Origin of the sequence: Lysinibacillus sp. NPDC092081, assembly GCF_044755845.1 — a bacterium.
In the GTDB taxonomy this organism is placed as follows: domain Bacteria; phylum Bacillota; class Bacilli; order Bacillales_A; family Planococcaceae; genus Lysinibacillus.
Genome location: NZ_JBIVRU010000024.1, coordinates 44,576 through 60,748 on the forward strand (window position 1 = coordinate 44,576; position 16,173 = coordinate 60,748).

13 protein-coding genes are annotated in these 16,173 nt (G+C 37.1%); 5 read left to right on the top strand and 8 right to left on the bottom strand.

The window, feature by feature from the left end:
• Positions 1-51: 51 nt before the first annotated feature.
• The 5 genes from murB to ACIQLB_RS22305 all read right to left on the bottom strand — a co-directional run bounded on the left by murB (position 52) and on the right by ACIQLB_RS22305 (position 6,350).
• A complete protein-coding gene (gene murB, locus ACIQLB_RS22285) occupies positions 52-966 on the bottom strand; it encodes a UDP-N-acetylmuramate dehydrogenase (RefSeq protein WP_400730789.1) in 915 nt (304 codons plus the stop codon).
• Positions 967-1,184: 218 nt separating this feature from the next.
• Entirely contained in the window at positions 1,185-1,490 is a 306-nt protein-coding gene (locus ACIQLB_RS22290; RefSeq protein WP_400730791.1) for a winged helix-turn-helix transcriptional regulator, read from the bottom strand.
• A gap of 482 nt (positions 1,491-1,972) precedes the next feature.
• Complete coding sequence (locus ACIQLB_RS22295) at positions 1,973-4,333, bottom strand: bifunctional 2',3'-cyclic-nucleotide 2'-phosphodiesterase/3'-nucleotidase (RefSeq protein WP_400730793.1); 2,361 nt, start codon at positions 4,331-4,333, stop codon at positions 1,973-1,975.
• A 307-nt stretch (positions 4,334-4,640) separates the two neighbouring features.
• Positions 4,641-5,264 (bottom strand): FMN-dependent NADH-azoreductase, encoded by a 624-nt coding sequence (locus tag ACIQLB_RS22300; protein WP_400730795.1) that lies wholly within the window; start codon positions 5,262-5,264, stop codon positions 4,641-4,643.
• 378 nt (positions 5,265-5,642) lie between these two features.
• On the bottom strand, positions 5,643-6,350 hold the full coding sequence (locus ACIQLB_RS22305) for a DsbA family oxidoreductase (RefSeq protein ID WP_400730797.1): 708 nt from the start codon (positions 6,348-6,350) through the stop codon (positions 5,643-5,645).
• A gap of 126 nt (positions 6,351-6,476) precedes the next feature.
• Between ACIQLB_RS22305 and ACIQLB_RS22310 the strand changes: the two genes are divergently transcribed.
• Positions 6,477-7,856 carry an FAD-dependent oxidoreductase gene (locus ACIQLB_RS22310; protein ID WP_400730799.1) on the top strand — a complete coding sequence of 460 codons (1,380 nt, stop codon included), beginning with the start codon at positions 6,477-6,479 and terminating at the stop codon, positions 7,854-7,856.
• Positions 7,857-7,895: 39 nt separating this feature from the next.
• On the opposite strand, the gene ACIQLB_RS22315 is transcribed toward ACIQLB_RS22310, so the two are convergent.
• Positions 7,896-8,822, bottom strand: coding sequence for a manganese-dependent inorganic pyrophosphatase (locus ACIQLB_RS22315; RefSeq protein WP_400730801.1), 927 nt, complete (start codon positions 8,820-8,822; stop codon positions 7,896-7,898).
• 708 nt (positions 8,823-9,530) lie between these two features.
• Here ACIQLB_RS22315 and ACIQLB_RS22320 point away from each other — a divergent pair.
• Positions 9,531-10,331 (top strand): GNAT family N-acetyltransferase, encoded by an 801-nt coding sequence (locus ACIQLB_RS22320; protein WP_400730803.1) that lies wholly within the window; start codon positions 9,531-9,533, stop codon positions 10,329-10,331.
• Positions 10,332-10,398: 67 nt separating this feature from the next.
• Here ACIQLB_RS22320 and ACIQLB_RS22325 read toward each other — a convergent pair whose 3' ends face one another.
• Together ACIQLB_RS22325 and ACIQLB_RS22330 are read right to left on the bottom strand one after the other, a co-directional pair.
• Positions 10,399-11,265: a MurR/RpiR family transcriptional regulator gene (locus ACIQLB_RS22325; protein ID WP_400730805.1), complete on the bottom strand. Its 867-nt coding sequence runs from the start codon at positions 11,263-11,265 to the stop codon at positions 10,399-10,401.
• A gap of 646 nt (positions 11,266-11,911) precedes the next feature.
• Positions 11,912-13,141 (bottom strand): MFS transporter, encoded by a 1,230-nt coding sequence (locus ACIQLB_RS22330; RefSeq protein WP_400730807.1) that lies wholly within the window; start codon positions 13,139-13,141, stop codon positions 11,912-11,914.
• 207 nt (positions 13,142-13,348) lie between these two features.
• Between ACIQLB_RS22330 and thrC the strand changes: the two genes are divergently transcribed.
• The 3 genes from thrC to ACIQLB_RS22345 are packed head-to-tail and all read left to right on the top strand — an operon-like array spanning position 13,349 to position 16,023.
• Positions 13,349-14,401: a threonine synthase gene (thrC, locus tag ACIQLB_RS22335; protein ID WP_400730808.1), complete on the top strand. Its 1,053-nt coding sequence runs from the start codon at positions 13,349-13,351 to the stop codon at positions 14,399-14,401.
• Entirely contained in the window at positions 14,398-15,312 is a 915-nt protein-coding gene (thrB, locus tag ACIQLB_RS22340; protein ID WP_400730810.1) for a homoserine kinase, read from the top strand. The genes thrC and thrB overlap by 4 nt, the downstream gene beginning before the upstream one ends.
• A gap of 27 nt (positions 15,313-15,339) precedes the next feature.
• Positions 15,340-16,023, top strand: a complete 684-nt coding sequence (locus ACIQLB_RS22345) for a 2-hydroxy-3-keto-5-methylthiopentenyl-1-phosphate phosphatase (RefSeq protein WP_400730811.1) — start codon at positions 15,340-15,342, stop codon at positions 16,021-16,023.
• Positions 16,024-16,173 lie beyond the last annotated feature (150 nt).

Sequence of the window (16,173 nt, forward strand, 5' to 3'; positions counted from 1 at the left end):
TTTTCACTCCTCAAAAAAACGCCCTCCACCATTAGTGAAGGGCGTAGTATCCTATAAGTCGTCACCAACGATTTTTACTTCTGTTTCTAAATCGATGTCAAACTTTTCTTTAACTACTCGTTGTACCATTTTGATTGTTGCAATATAGTCAGTAGCCGTTGCATTACCTTTATTAACAATAAAGCCTGCATGCTTCGTTGATACCTCTGCATCACCTACGCCTTTTCCTTGTAAGCCACTATCTTGAATAAGCTTGCCAGCAAAGTGACCTGGTGGGCGCTTAAAAACACTCCCTGCAGATGGGTATTCTAACGGCTGCTTAGATTCTCGCTGAAACGTTAAATCAGCAATTTTTGCATCAATTTCTTCCTGTACACCTTTTGCTAATTGAAATTCAGATGATAATACATAATACCCCTTCTTGGTAATGATACTTTGACGATAACTAAGTTCAAGCTCATCTTTCGATAATATTAAAATTTCGCCTTCTTTTGTTAATACTTTCGAAGAAATAATAATATCCTTAATTTCACCGCCATATGCACCTGCATTCATTGCCATAGCTCCACCAACTGAGCCAGGGATACCGCATGCAAATTCAAAACCTGTCAAAGATGCTGCCGCAGCCAGTTTCGATACAGCCTTAATAAGTGCACCGCTTTGCGCGTAAACATGGTCACCATTAATGCGAATCTCATCTAAAAATGAAAATGTAACAACGATCCCTCGATGACCGCCATCACGAACGACCATATTAGATCCATTACCTAACATTAATAAAGGTATATTATTTTTATGGGCATAGCGAATAACCGTTGTTGCCTCTTCCTCTGTTTCAACGAGAACGAAAACATCCGCTTTACCGCCTAATTTTGTCATAGTATATTGCTGTAATGATTCATCTAACTTAATATTGGCTGGATTAACGCTCTGTGCTAAATCCGCCACCCATTGTTCTTTTGTCATAAGAGCTAATTCCTTTCTAACATCCTTCTTACTCTACACTAGTATGGATTTAGAACCCTAATTTGACAAGTAAAATGAAGGTTATTTTTTATCTCGTCCTAATGGTTAACAAGACTTCCTGTGCAGAGATGACGAATATGATAAAGAATTCATGGTCATTAGTATTACATATGTCCAATGTTAATCTATCCATCAAAAATTTCGAGATAGACATACTTTTACAGCCAACTCGTTGCCCACGATTCGATATTTCGGATTGCTCCTTCTAGTGCCCAACCTTTATCCGTCAAAGAATACTCAACACGCACCGGTACCTCTGAATATACTTTTCGTTTAACAAGCCCTTCTTTTTCTAGCTCTTTTAAACGTTCCGATAATAAACGGCCACTTACAGGTAATGAAGATTCAATCTCATTAAAACGCTGTGGTCCATCTAATAATTGATATAAAATTAACCCTGTCCAGCGTTTTCCGATTAAATCCATTGCTTTTGCTAAACGAGGACATAAATTTGTCTCACTCATTTTTTTCACCTCTTATGTACTCTATTGTAACGATTATTTTTTAAAAAGTAAATTTGAAGTAACTAATTTACTTACTGTAATCTATTTACTGTTATTTATTTAATTACTAAATGTAACTTAAGGGGTTGATGGCATAGAAATTAACCATGACCGTCCGATTAGAGGAGAGTCATAGTGCAACAATGAAAATGGCAACCTACTTCTAAATAGATGCACCTGATTTGATTATTATGACTCCTTCCATTATTTATCCTCTTTGTAAAAGAGAAGATTATGTACTGTTATGATGTTGACGAACCATTCTTTCGCGAATCATAGTTTTTATAATTATCTCAAACTTTCACAAAATAAACTTTTATCGGGCAGCTGGCAGAAGGTGATTCTGGCTTATTAACATTTCAAGGAACACGTTATCATGCATTTGAGCGACATAAAAAGGAGAGCAGCGTTTAACAACGCACTCTCCTTTTAACATTTCATTATTACTTAATTAAATATTTAGCAAAGCCGCCTTCTGTGTCTCCTAAATATTCGATATTGCTACCTGCAGGAATGACTTTTTGTGCATCCTTAGCAGAGTTGTAAATAATTTTTGTATTTGCTGGGAAAGGTACAAATGACCAATTGTTATCCGCAGCAGGGTTAATTGTTTTGTTTTCAATAATGTAATCAATTACAGCTTGGCGATTTTCATAAGCATAGTTAGTTATGTTAGAGCCATCTGCATTTTTAAACGTGGCACCATAAGAACCACCCACGCGATAATTGTTTGAAATGATGATAAATTCTTGGTTTAGATCGATTGGTTTACCATTGTATTGCACATTTTTAATACGATTCGCTTTTTTGTCTACTAAAATACCTTGACTATCATATTTCGCTGGCGATGTTACATCGATTTGATAAGTTAAGCCATCTAACACATCAAAATTATAAGAACGTGCTTCTGGGTCAATAATATTTTGTTCAGCAGTTTTATTCGGATCAATTGTTGTATAAATACCAGCAGCCATTTCTAACCATTCGATTGCTTGTGCACCTGTTACTTTAATTGTTGCAACAGTATTATCGTAAACATAGATATCTGCCATATTTTTAATAGCAAGCGGACCTACAGGAATGTTTGTGTAATCTGTAGGGTTATTACGAGAGCCTGCCTTGAAAGGAGCACCAGCAGAAAGTATTGGTGTTTTTTCATCAGCAGTACCTTTTAATTCTTTTTCAATAAACCATTTTTGAGCTTGTGTCACAATTTGAATAGAAGGATCATCTTGAACCATCGAGAAGTAGCTATGGATTGGTGCAGTTGTCTCACCAACAGGCTGACGTATATACTTCAATGTTCCTTCATGTGCTTCTTTAATTGCATTTAAAACTGTTTTAGATGGCTGTAAGCCTTCTTGTTTGATAGAACGGATAGAACCTTTTCCATCCACTACAACCCATTTAGAGCCTTGTTGTTCTAGTTTTAAATCAATAACTCCAAGATAGCTACCATAGCTTCCAGCCATTACTGTAGGTACTCCGTTAATTGTCCCTTTTTCTTGATCAACATTTTTAAGATTTTTATAGTCACCTGGGAATGTTAAATGAGAGTGACCTGTAATTAAAGCGTCTACCCCTTCAATCTCAGAGATTTGGTATCCTACGTTCTCGTTACCTTTTACGTAAGTATCCTCACCAATACCCGAGTGTGAAAGTACTACAATTACGTCTGCACCGGCTTTTTGCATTTCTGGTACAACCTCTTTCACCGCTTCAACTGGTTCTTGCATTTCTACTTTGCCTGCTAAATGGATAGCATCCCATTCAACAATTTTTGTAGGTACGATACCAGTAACACCAACTTTAAGCGTGTGCTTTTTACCTGTATTGTCTACAACCTCTTTATCAAGAATTACATACGGTGTATACAAATGTTTTTTTGTTTTAGCATCGTATGCGTTAGCATTTACGACTGGATATTTTGCATCATTAAATACTTCATCTAAAAACTCTAAACCATAGTTGAACTCATGGTTCCCTAAAGTTCCACCATCATATTTCAGTGCATTTAGTGCTGCAATAGCTGGATGAACTTCACCTGGTTTTAAAACATTCTCTAACGCTTTATAAGATCCTAGTGGCGTTCCTTGAATTAAATCGCCATTATCAAATAATAATGTGTTTGGATTCTCAGCACGGGCTTGTTCAATTAATGTTGCTGTGTTTGCTAAACCTATATTAGCTGATTCAGTATCTAGGTAATAATTATAATTTGCAAGGTTTGTATGAATATCTGTTGTTCCTAAAATTTGAAGATCTACTTTAGTTGTAGATGTAGGTAACTTGTATTCAGCTACAAAACGTTCAATAATACTTTGCATTTGATCAGTAGTTACATAGTCACGAGGACGAATTGTATTATCCTCAAAGCCTTGTAAGATGTTTGCTGCAACGGCATTTGCTAAATCTTGCTTATGTGTTGTAGCAATTTGATCTGCATCTTTAAACTTATTTAATACAGAAAGCGGAGCGTTTTCATTGACTAATCCACGAGCAGAAATAACAAATGCTTGTTGACGTGTCAATTTATCATTTGGATCAAACAATGTCGCAGTTTTACCTTTAATAAGCTTCAATTCTACTGCTTTTTCTACATACGGGGCTAAATCCTTAGAGACGTCAGTGAAGGCAATTTTCGAACCATCACCTAGCTCCACATTTAAGCTTTCTACTATTTCTTTCACGTAATCCCCACGTGTCACATCGCCTGATGCAGCATTTGCGGATAATCCAAATGGTAACACCGTGAATAGAACAAGTAACATCGCTAAGAATTTAGTTATTAATTTCTTATTCATGAAACAACCTCCTTATAAATCTAATATTTTCCTACGATTTCTATTATATTATACTAATTGCTTTATTAACCGAACAAATAGTCCTAATTGTATGTATTTTTAAACGAATAGCAAAACACTTTACTAGAAAATGATAGATTAATATCATTTTATATTTATTTCACATAATATGATGTTATTAAATGTAAATCGAGAATAAGCGCATAATACCAATATTTCAGACCTTCTTATCACTACCATACCTCTATGAAAGAAATAAAAAAAAGTTCTCTCAAATTAGAGAGAACTTTTATTAAAAAATAATTTATTATGCGTTTACAGTTTGTAAAGATTGAGCTACTTTTTTAACCGCTTCTAGGCCATTTGCAATAATTTCTTGTGCTTTATCTTGTGACGCGTTATGACCTTCAATGATAACCTCTTCGATAATTTCCATACCGAACATGCCAACAACATTTTTGATGTAGTTAACTGACATTTCCATTGGTTGTGCTTCAGGTGAAGAATAGTAACCACCGCGAGCATTTAAGATAACTGCTTTTTTGTCAGTCATTAAGCCTTCTAATTGACCGTTTTCATTATATTTAAATGTATAACCAGCTTGGAATACATAGTCAATGAAAGTTTGTAATTTCGCTGGGATTGTTAAGTTCCAAAGTGGGAAAGCAAATACAACAACATCAGCTACAGTTAAAGCGTCCATTGCTTTTTGTTTTGCTGCTAAAAGACGTGATTCAATGTCAGTTAACGCTTCACCGTTTTGAACTTTACCAAAAGCATTGAAAAGATCTTGTCCGAAATAAGGCATATCTTCTGCGAATACGTCAAAAGTTGTTACATCTACACCTTGTACATTTTCCATAAATGTGTCATACATTTTTGTTGAAATACCATCTGGACGGTTGTTAGCTTTTACTACTAATACATTCATTATATAAATTCTCCCTTAAAATCAAAGTTTAATATCTCGAATTCAAGATATATAAGTATATTAAAAAAATTAACGAAAAAAGTCAACGATAGTAGACTCAGACTTTTGACTGAAATGTGGTCGATTCAAAATATTTACATCATAACGTAAGGTTGATTTCCATTTCGACTTTGCCACATGATATGCGTTTAACAAAGGTCCATCCCCTTTTGGTATTGCTTGGAGTGTGAAATGAACTTTCCAGTGCTTCTTCGTGTTTCGAGAGTATTCTGTAAGGGAACCCAACCTTTTCGAGGTCCTTACCCGAATGTTGTAATAGTCAGATCGGCTTCCTGCCCAAGATCAGGTTCTATTATTTCTTACCTTTCTCCATCAGCATTAAAATTTACAACTATCATCAGTACAAACTCCACCATCTTCAGAGCTCGCCATCTTTAATCCTGGTTGTAAGCCTTCTTCCTCTGCTACTTTACGTAAAGTTTCCTCAAATACTTCTTGAGGTTGTGCCCCAGAAATGCCGTACTTACGATTTAATACAAAGAATGGTACCCCTCGTACGCCAAGTTGCAAACCTTCTTGTATATCAGTCTCTACTTCTGTTTTAAAATCATTGTTAGAAAGAACCTTTGCAACTTCTTCACGATTCAGACCTACTTGCTCAGCAATATCGATTAATACATCATCCTGACCAATACGCTTTGCTTCAACAAAATAATTGTGTAATAGTGCTTCAACAAGCGCTGTAACATCCCCTTGTTGTTCTGCCCATTTTACTAGACGATGCGCTTTTAATGTATTTTCCTCCATTAAATGATCAAAGTTATAATCTAGACCAACTTCTTTTGCGCGAGCAGCAACACCTTGCGTCATTTCCTTTGCTTTTTCTAGCGACATTCCATACTTTTTCGCCAATGCTTCATATGTAGTCACATTTGTATCCACAGGTGTCGTTGGGTCAAGTTGATAGCTTTTGTAAACGAGCTCTACCCGCCCCGCATAACCAGTATCCTGAATCGCCTGCTCTAACTGCTTTTTGCCAATATAACAAAATGGACATACATAATCTGACCAGATTTCAATTTTCATAGGTAGTCACGCTCCTTTTGCTACATTGTAGCGATAGTAATTACAGTAAGGCAATCTTTATGCTTCATTGCATAAATTTTCAAATCAATCTACATACTGAACGTAAAAACAATGTGAGGGTTATGTATGACACAATCTCTTTGGCTCGGTACAATTGATCCCGTTTCTCTGCCATCTCTTCCTGCGTCAACAACTTGTGATGTATGTATAGTCGGTGGAGGCTTGACGGGGCTATATACAGCCTATGTCTTAGCAAAATCAGGTGTAGATGTAGTCTTGCTTGAGGCAAATTCCCATATCGGTCATGGTACGACTGGTAATTCAACAGGAAAATTAACTGCACAGCATAGCTTAGTTTATGCGAACCTTATTGAAAAACTTTCTGTAGATGAGGCACGACTCTATTATCAGCTCAATCAACTAGCAGTTGAAAAAGCATTGCAGTTACTCCCTAAAGAAAGTATTCAACAAGTAGATTCCTTGCTTTATTGCCAAACAAAAGAAGGCTATGCCCAATTATTAAAAGAATGGAATGCCTATAAAGTATTAAATATTAAGGCGAAACTCACTTCTGAAACAGAGTTGCCCTTCCCAGTTACAAAAGCACTTAGCCTGTCCCAACAGGCTCAAATACATCCTGTAGAAGTTTGTAATTTCCTTGTAAAAGAAGCATTATCAATGGGCGCAAAAATCTACACAAATACCCGTGTTCAGCAATTAAACATACCACAAAACAACTTACATACCGTAAATGATATGTCGGTTCAATACAACAAACTTATTTTGTGCACACATTATCCAATCGAAGCCTTTAGAGGACTTCAGCTTTTTAAACTTTCTAACAGTCGCTCCTATATGGTTGCTAGCAAAATTACCGATACACTACAAGGTCAATATTTATGTGTAGATAATCCTACTCGCTCTATTCGGACGGCTACCATTAACGGCGAGCATTATTTAGTATTAGGTGGAGCTAATCATATTGCAGGTGAAACAACTAATACGGAGCCCTATTATGAGGCCATTCAAAATGAAATGAAGGCGCATTTCGATCAGGAGCCAATCTATCGCTGGTCAGCGCAGGACATTGAAACACCAGATATGGTCCCGTATGTTGGCAGGATTACACCGTCCTTGCCTAATGTTTTCATTGCAACTGGCTATCGAAAATGGGGAATTTCCAATTCTTTTGTAGCGGGAGATATACTATCATCTCTAATAACAGGAGCAGGGAATGAGGATGGAGCAATTCCTCTTTACTCGCCAGCACGTACGAAATTCGGGGCTCAGTTTATGCAGATGCTAAAGGTAGGAGGCTTCGTAGCCAAGGAGTTCGTGACAGGTTATGTGAAACATGCCAATACACCAACTTGCACACATTTAGGCTGTAAAACAAAATGGAATAAAGCCGACGAAACTTGGGATTGCCCTTGTCATGGCTCTCGCTTTAATGCCAAAGGAGAAGTTCTTGAAGGTCCTGCTGTACACCCATTAAAGCTAGAATAAAAAAAGAGGTTGCCTTTTTCAGGACAACCTCTTTTTTTATTATTTCAATGCATCAGTTAAAACTGGAACGATTTGTTTTTTACGAGATACAACACCAGGTAAAAGAACGCGATTATTCACAAGCTCCGCGCCAAATCCTTTTGCTGCAGCCTCTGCTACTTGTCCAGCTGCAACGGCTGTTGAATCATTGTTTAAAATATCTGTTACAACAAAGAAGAATAAATCTAAGCCATTTTCCGCTACATTTTTATTTAATAAAATTTCTAATTCCTCTTGGCGACCAAGTACATCGTTAATATCGACAGCATTTACTTGAGCTACTACTGATTTGTATTCACCGAATTGGAATTCTTTTGCATCTAATGATAAAAGATCTTCTAATGATTTATCTGAAAGGTCAGCACCCGCTTTAAGCATTGCTAAACCGTATTCAGCGGCATCAACACCTGCAATTTTTGCTAGCTCCTCACCAGCTTTCACATCTTGCTCTGTGCAAGTTGGAGATTTGAATAATAAAGTATCAGAAACGATGGCAGAAAGCATTAATCCAGCAATGTTTGCAGGAATTGCTACGCCATGTTCTTTAAAGATTTTGTTTAAAATCGTTGCAGTACAGCCTACAGGTTCTGCACGGTAGTATAGTGGATCAGCCGTTTGGAAGTTAGCAATACGGTGATGATCAATCACTTCTGCAATTTGTACTTCTTCTATTCCATCAGCAGATTGCTGGAATTCATTGTGGTCTACAAGGATTACTTTCTCTGCTTCTCCAACTACTGATGAAATTAATCGAGGTGCCTCAAAGGCAAATTTATCTAAAGCAAATTGTGTTTCGTTATTTACTTCTCCAAGGCGTACCGCTTCAGCATCAACGCCAATTTGCTGTTTTAAATATGCATATACAATTGCAGATGTAATTGTATCTGTATCTGGATTTTTATGACCAAAAACTAAAACTTTACTCATTGAAATTATTCCTCCTAAATGGCAATAACATTTATTATTTTTTATTTTATCATACCTTATGAACAAACATGTTATAAAGTGAAAGTTTATCTATAAAGGATCTATTGCCAATACACAACTAAAATCTTCTATTCTAGGATTATCGCGGCTTCATGTATTATTTATCTTTCCTATACATTAAAGAAGCTAATTTAAGGACTTATTAGTCAATCACAAAATAGAGGAGGATATTTGTTAAAACGTATGCCAAAAATATGAGTTGATTGGAGTAAAAACTCGGGGACTCCTTGGAGATCATACTATCACAGATGAAATCCTGGAGCGAGCCAGTTGAGAAACGCAGAGGCTAAAGGCACCACGCCCTGTAATGACGGCTCATGACCAACATCGTACTATCCGCTTCGCTTTCGCACAAAACACATCTGTTGGCCAAGCGACTCATCCGACGCCCTCAGAGAAACGCACAGTCGAAATGGAAATCATCAGGAAACTACCTATCCATACCATTTCTAAGTTATTATTAAATTTAATATATTTATCTGTTAATAACATCCTATTTATAACATTTAATAATAATAATGCATAGTTTATAAAAAATATTTACTATTAATAGATATATAGTTGTGTTTTCATATTTAAGAAACCGTAATTTTATGCTATCATCAGATAGTCTATATTTATTAGGATATACAGGAAATGGGGATCACGATGACAAAGAAGATGGAAAAAAAGTATATTCCTTTAGCAAATTATTTTGAAGTAGCTTTACAACAAGAAATTACTTTATCATTTAGCGAACTCGAAAATATTATGGGACAAGCCTTACCAAATGCAGCTTACTTGAATAGGAGCTGGTGGAAGAAAACAAAGCCCCCACTCTCTCACTATTTGTCATGGACAAATGCAGGCTACTATGTCATTGATGTAAAACTCGGTACCAGTGTAACCTTCGCACGTACACAAATGAAGACTACGAGCAATATTTCTAAAAATGACGATAACCCACCTGCATACATAATTCGAGCAATTGAAGCATCAGATGCTAGATCATTTATTCATTTGCAAGAAGAAATTTTCAAAAAAACTGACTTCATGTATAATATGGAAAACGAATTAGATCTCACAGTTCAACAGCTTCGTAAAGATTTAGGCTATTGGAAACAATTGAAAAACCGTACGATTTTACTTTGTATATTAAATGGCATTTTTGCTGGCTATGCCGTTGTCCATGGATATAAACATTCTAAAGCTAAGCATGTTGCATCAGTTCGCCTAGCTATTAAGGAAGAGTATCAGCGACAAGGTATCGGTTCAGAGCTGATGAAGGCAGTTGAACGCTGGTCTATACAGCGAGATATTTCACGCTTAGAAGCATCTGTTATGGAGCATAATGATGGCGCTTTAAATTTGTTTAAAAAATTAGGTTTTCAACAAGAAGGTATCCGACAAAACGCCATTAAATTAAATGATACCTTTATTAACGAATATAGCTTAAGTAAAATTTTATAAACTTCTTTTTCAGGGATGTCTAAAACTTATTTGGACATCTTTTTTTATGTGTAACGTTGTAAAGTTTTTAGAAAACCTGCTTTTCTCTTGCAGCATCTAAGAATAGCAAATTATTTTCTACTTGTTCATATGATTGCTGATATTTCTCATATTGTGCCTTATCCTGACTGACCATTTCCTCAATTAGCGCATGTAAAAACGAAAACAAAACTGGAATAACGTCCAATGAAGATTGCTTTTTCAGACCAAGTGTAAATAACGCACTTGCATATTCGCGAATAGAAGACAACGACGAACCAGTAATGGCAATAATTTTAGCCTTTTTCTTCTTGGCAATTTCTACAATCGTTTGAATATCGTTTGAATGCTTTTCCCATGAAAAAACTATTAATGTCGTGTGCTCACTCATACTGTTAATTTGCTGTACAATATCGTCGGATTCTGAGCGAAGCTGTTTCACATTTGGGCGCAAAGTTTTCATTGTAGACGATAACCAATTTGCAATGGATGCAGCTTGACGAGTACCTAAAATATAAACGTTCTCTGCTTCATGCATCCATTTTGAGCTTTTTTGAAGCATATGATCGTTAATCAAATGAATCGTATCTTGAATATTTTGAATATCACGTTGCATCACCTTACCAAAACTTGGAACATCCTTCTTGCTTGAAGAATATGTAGGTTGAAGACTCGCACCATCTTTTTGAGTCATTGAATAGCTTCTAACCTTGTCTTGAAGCTCTACATAGCCCGATAAATCCATCGCATAACAGAAACGTATAACTGTAGATTCACTAACATTCGCCTGTCTACCAACTTCTGCTGCTCCGTTACCAATTATAACTGTAGGGTTATTCATAACAAATTGTGCAACTTTACGCTGTCCCTTCGACAGCCTAACAAATTTTCTTTCTATATCTTCTTTAATGCTCATTTCTAACAACCTTTCTATCAATGAAATTATCACGAATGGAGATTGTTTCCTACTGGCTCTAAACTCGATTAAAAATACAGTATCACGATTAGATTCTGAATACAATGACTTTTCCGAAAAATCTTCAACGCTTCAACTTGCTAATATAATAGTTCGAAAAAAAGACATAAGATCGTTTCTATTTTCATTATTAAAGTTTATTGATGAATCATCACTATCTCTTGAAGGTTAATTTCGGTTGCCACTGGGCGCATTCCTAACAAAGCTCGCTTCGGGGTCTCGGGCCAACAGATGTTTTTTGCGCGAAAGCGAAGCGGCAGCGGAGGGTTTTGTTTGTGCGAAAGCGTAGCGACAGCAACAGCACCGATGTTGGTCACGAAGGCGTTAACACAGGACGTGATGGTTTTAGCCTTCGTTCCTCTATTGCTGATTCCCAATAAGCCACTAGCCTGCATCCCAATCAACTTATCCACATGCTATACGTTTTAACAATATATCAATTCCCATTTTCAGTAGTGAACCTTATTTTGTGATTTTAACAGATTTTTAAAAATATTTGTATAAAAATTAATAATTTCTAATTTTTATGTACACAAATCAGAAAAATGTCTTGGACTATAGTTCATCCAAGACATGATTCTTTTTGTTATTCTAATTCAATTTGTTTCGTTTCTTGACCTAAAAATATTACCCCGACAACACCGATAATAATCGCTCCGCAGAAAATAGCAAAGATGTAGCCGATATCATAACCTGCCGTTAACAAAAAGCCTACTAACAGAGGTCCAAAAATACCGCCGATGCGCCCAACAGCTGCTGCCATCCCTACACCCGTTCCACGAATAATAGCTGGATACTGCTCTGGTGTATAAGCATAAAGTGCACCCCAAGCCCCTAAGTTAAAGAACGATAAAAACATCCCCGAAGTTAATAGCACTACTATTGTTTCGGCATTACCAAAAATGAAAGCACTTACAGCTGTACCGATTAAATAAGAAACAAGTACAAATTTCCGTCCGAATTTTTCTATAAACCATGCAGCTGTAAAATAACCTGGTAGCTGCGCAAGCGTCATAATGAGAACATATTTAAAGCTCGTAATCATATCAAAGCCTTTACCAACCATGACACTAGGTAGCCATAAAAACATACCGTAATACGAGAAAACAACCGTAAACCATAACACCCATAACATAAGTGTTGAGCGTACATATTTTTTTGACCATACTTCTCGAATATTTTGCACAATACTACGTTTCTTAGACTCTGCCTTCACAGCAAATTGTGGTGAATCCGGTAAGTGCCAGCGAAGATAAATTGCATATATTGCTGGAATTGCCGTTAACAATAAAGCCATACGCCATCCCCATGATGGAATAACAAAATACGAAATCAATGCTGCGATTAACCAGCCCACCGCCCAGAAACTTTCCAGTAAAACAACCACTCGCCCACGCTCTTTGGCTTCTACACTCTCAGAAACTAGCGTCGATGCGACTGGCAATTCTCCCCCTAGTCCCATGCCTACTAAAAAGCGTAGTGCCATAAAAGCAGCTAATGTAGTTGTAAATGCAGACAAGCCACTTGCAATCGAAAATAATACAAGCGTCCACATAAAAATTTGCTTACGGCCCACTTTATCGGCAAGCACGCCGAAAATAAGAGCTCCTACAGCCATCCCAATTGAGTTTATGCTACCTATCCAGCCCGATTGACTTGGCGTTAATCCCCACTCAACTGCTAATGCTGCAATAACGAATGATAATATTCCTACATCCATTGCATCAAAAAGCCATCCAACGCCTGCTACCCCTAAAAGCTTATTGCGAGAAATAGATTGTTGAGACTTACTCGATGTTACTGTATTTGTCGTCATTTTAACCACCTGTCTTTACACTTGACTATACAATAGTAAGTTTACTATACAGTTGTTTCAAGAAAGTGACAAGCCAAAATTCAAATTACCGAATTGTTTCGACAATTTCTGAAATGCTATTGAAAACATGGGGCAATTTGCGTTAAAATGTCTTTTATACAAAAACAACTGTTCTTTCTATAAGAACAAAAGGAGATCGTAAACGTTATGTGGAAAGGCCTAATTGAAGAATATAAACAATTTTTACCCGTAACAGAAAATACACCTGCTCTAACTTTAAACGAAGGCAATACGCCTCTTATACATTTAGTAAATTTATCTAAAAAACTTGGCATTGAGCTTTATGGAAAAATCGAAGGTGCAAATCCAACCGGTTCTTTTAAAGACCGTGGTATGGTGTTTGCCGTTGCAAAAGCGATTGAAGATGGTAGCAAATGTGTTATTTGCGCTTCAACTGGTAACACATCAGCCGCCGCGGCAGCTTATGCAACACGTGCTGGAATTCAGTCCATAGTCGTTATCCCTAAAGGAAAAGTGGCCCTAGGTAAACTAGCCCAAGCGACAATGTATGGTGCAAAGATTATCGAAATCGACGGTAATTTTGATGATGCATTAAATATTGTTCGTCAAGTAAGTGAAACAACTCCAGTCGCACTTGTAAACTCTGTGAATCCATACCGCATCGAGGGGCAAAAAACGGCATCATTTGAAATTGTAGATGCTTTAGGAACAGCTCCAGATTATCTTTGTATCCCTGTTGGTAACGCAGGTAACATTACTGCGTACTGGAAAGGCTTTAAAGAATATGATGCTGCAAAAGGCTCTGGTTTACCAAAGATGTTCGGCTTTGAAGCTGAAGGTGCAGCAGCAATTGTAAAAGGTGAACCTATTGCTAATCCTGAGACAGTGGCGACAGCTATTCGTATCGGCAATCCTGCAAGCTGGAAATTTGCAGAAGCAGCTCGCGATGAGTCTGGTGGAATTATTGATTCGGTTACAGACGAAGAAATTTTAGCTGCTTACAAATTAATTGCTGGTACTGAAGGAATTTTCGTTGAACCAGGTTCAGCTGCATCATTAGCGGGCGTTATTAAATCCGTTAAAAATAGCAAGATTGCCGAGGGCTCTAAAGTTGTGACAATTTTCACGGGTAATGGATTAAAAGATCCTGAAACTGCAATGAATGTCTCAACTGTAGATGTTGTCTCACTTAAAAACGATGAAGAAGAAATCCGAAAATACATTGAGGGCGTACTATGAGTAATATGTGGGAAATCTCAGTTCCTGGGAGCACAGCAAATCTAGGGCCTGGCTTTGATTCAATAGGACTTGGCTTGTCTCTTTATTTAAAGTTAACTGTGTCTTTACAGGATAGTTGGGAAATTATCCACCTCGATGATAATGGTCCTAAAGAGTTTGAGCTAGAAGAGCACTTACTATTCGTGATTGCTAAAAAAATTGCGGATCAATACGGTAAGCAGCTACCTGCCTGCCGTGTTGAAATGGCAAGTGAGCTTCCATTAGCCCGTGGTTTGGGGAGTAGTGCAGCGGTCATCGTTGCAGGAATTGAACTAGCTAACCAAGTCTGTAACCTAGGCTTAACTGTACAGGATAAACTCAATTTATCCTCACAAATCGAAGGACATCCAGACAATGCAACAGCCTCCGTATTAGGAGGATTAACAATCTCTTCAATGGATGAAAATGGAATTGTTGATACATTTCATGTCAATAATATAGATGCTTCCTTTGTTGTGTATGTGCCCGATGTCGAACTAAAAACAAGTGAATCTCGGTCTGTTTTACCAGAACAATTTGACCGTGCATATGCAGTGATGGCCTCTGCAAATGCAAATATGCTAGCAGCATCATTAATGGTTCATGATTTTGAGCGTGCAGGTCGTTATATGGAAGCTGATTTATTCCATGAACCTTTCCGTGCCAATTTAATTCCACAATATACAGAAATTCATGCAGCCGCAAAGACTAATGGGGCATTTGGAACGGCTTTAAGCGGTGCGGGACCAACGCTAATTTCCATCATCCCTACTGCTATTGCGCAAGATTTCGTAAATACTATGAAAAATCTATTTCCAGATCATCAAATTATCTTAACAAAAGCCGATGAAAATGGTGTAAAGGTAAAATTCGGACGTCTACTGCAAAAGTAGACGTTTTTTCTTGAAGGGGGAAGTAGCTTGAAACCAATTATTTTCTGTGATTTTGATGGCACTATAACAGAAACAGATAATATCGTCTCTCTAATGACTCAATTCGTTCCAGAAGAATCTGAGAAAATTGCTAAAGCAATGATGGAACAAACTATAACCTTTAAAGATGGCGTTTCAGCAATGTTCGGGCTATTATCAACTAAACAAAAGGATGCTGTGATCCAATATTTATTGGATACGGCTATTGTACGTGAGGGGTTTGGCGATTTCGTTCGTTTTGCACAAGAGAAACATATTCCGTTTTATATTGTTAGTGGGGGTGTCGATTTTTTCATTGAGCCACTATTAAAAAAACACGGTCCATTTTCTGGTATATATTGTAACAGCGCTGATTTTTCAGGACAGCACATTAAGCTCATCTTTCCTAATAGCTGTGATGAAGAATGTGCGAAATTCGAGACACAGGGTTGTGGTTGCTGCAAGCCAAGCGTTATGAGAAAAGTTACACAGAGCAATCATTTTAAAATAGTCATTGGAGATTCACTTTCTGATTTTGAGGCAGCAAAACAGGCAGATTTAGTACTTGCTAGGGATCATCTTATTGAACGCTGCAAAGACCTCCATCTTCCTTATGAGCCCTTTGAAACATTCTATGATTGCTTAGAAGTTGTAAAAAAGCTTATGGAAGCAGAAAAGGCTGTTTCCATGTAATTGAAAAGCTTTGTGAAATAGGGGCGGTATGTTTAGAAGTATGTTTCTACATAAAAAGGTTCTAAGTCAAATGTTGGGGTGCACTAATCTCTCAGCACGTTAGCCCAAATGAACTCCGATTTCTTTATACTTTAAATTTAATAAGATTTT

Bases quoted from the DNA above. Each gene is read 5' to 3' on its own strand.
- ACIQLB_RS22325 (WP_400730805.1), bottom strand. From the start codon at position 11,265: ATGAGCATTAAAGAAGATATAGAAAGAAAATTTGTTAGGCTGTCGAAG.
- ACIQLB_RS22310 (WP_400730799.1), top strand. From the start codon at position 6,477: ATGACACAATCTCTTTGGCTCGGTACAATTGATCCCGTTTCTCTGCCA.
- ACIQLB_RS22315 (WP_400730801.1), bottom strand. From the start codon at position 8,822: ATGAGTAAAGTTTTAGTTTTTGGTCATAAAAATCCAGATACAGATACA.
- thrC (WP_400730808.1), top strand. From the start codon at position 13,349: ATGTGGAAAGGCCTAATTGAAGAATATAAACAATTTTTACCCGTAACA.
- thrB (WP_400730810.1), top strand. From the start codon at position 14,398: ATGAGTAATATGTGGGAAATCTCAGTTCCTGGGAGCACAGCAAATCTA.
- ACIQLB_RS22295 (WP_400730793.1), bottom strand. From the start codon at position 4,333: ATGAATAAGAAATTAATAACTAAATTCTTAGCGATGTTACTTGTTCTA.
- ACIQLB_RS22320 (WP_400730803.1), top strand. From the start codon at position 9,531: ATGACAAAGAAGATGGAAAAAAAGTATATTCCTTTAGCAAATTATTTT.
- ACIQLB_RS22305 (WP_400730797.1), bottom strand. From the start codon at position 6,350: ATGAAAATTGAAATCTGGTCAGATTATGTATGTCCATTTTGTTATATT.
- murB (WP_400730789.1), bottom strand. From the start codon at position 966: ATGACAAAAGAACAATGGGTGGCGGATTTAGCACAGAGCGTTAATCCA.
- ACIQLB_RS22300 (WP_400730795.1), bottom strand. From the start codon at position 5,264: ATGAATGTATTAGTAGTAAAAGCTAACAACCGTCCAGATGGTATTTCA.
- ACIQLB_RS22330 (WP_400730807.1), bottom strand. From the start codon at position 13,141: ATGACGACAAATACAGTAACATCGAGTAAGTCTCAACAATCTATTTCT.
- ACIQLB_RS22290 (WP_400730791.1), bottom strand. From the start codon at position 1,490: ATGAGTGAGACAAATTTATGTCCTCGTTTAGCAAAAGCAATGGATTTA.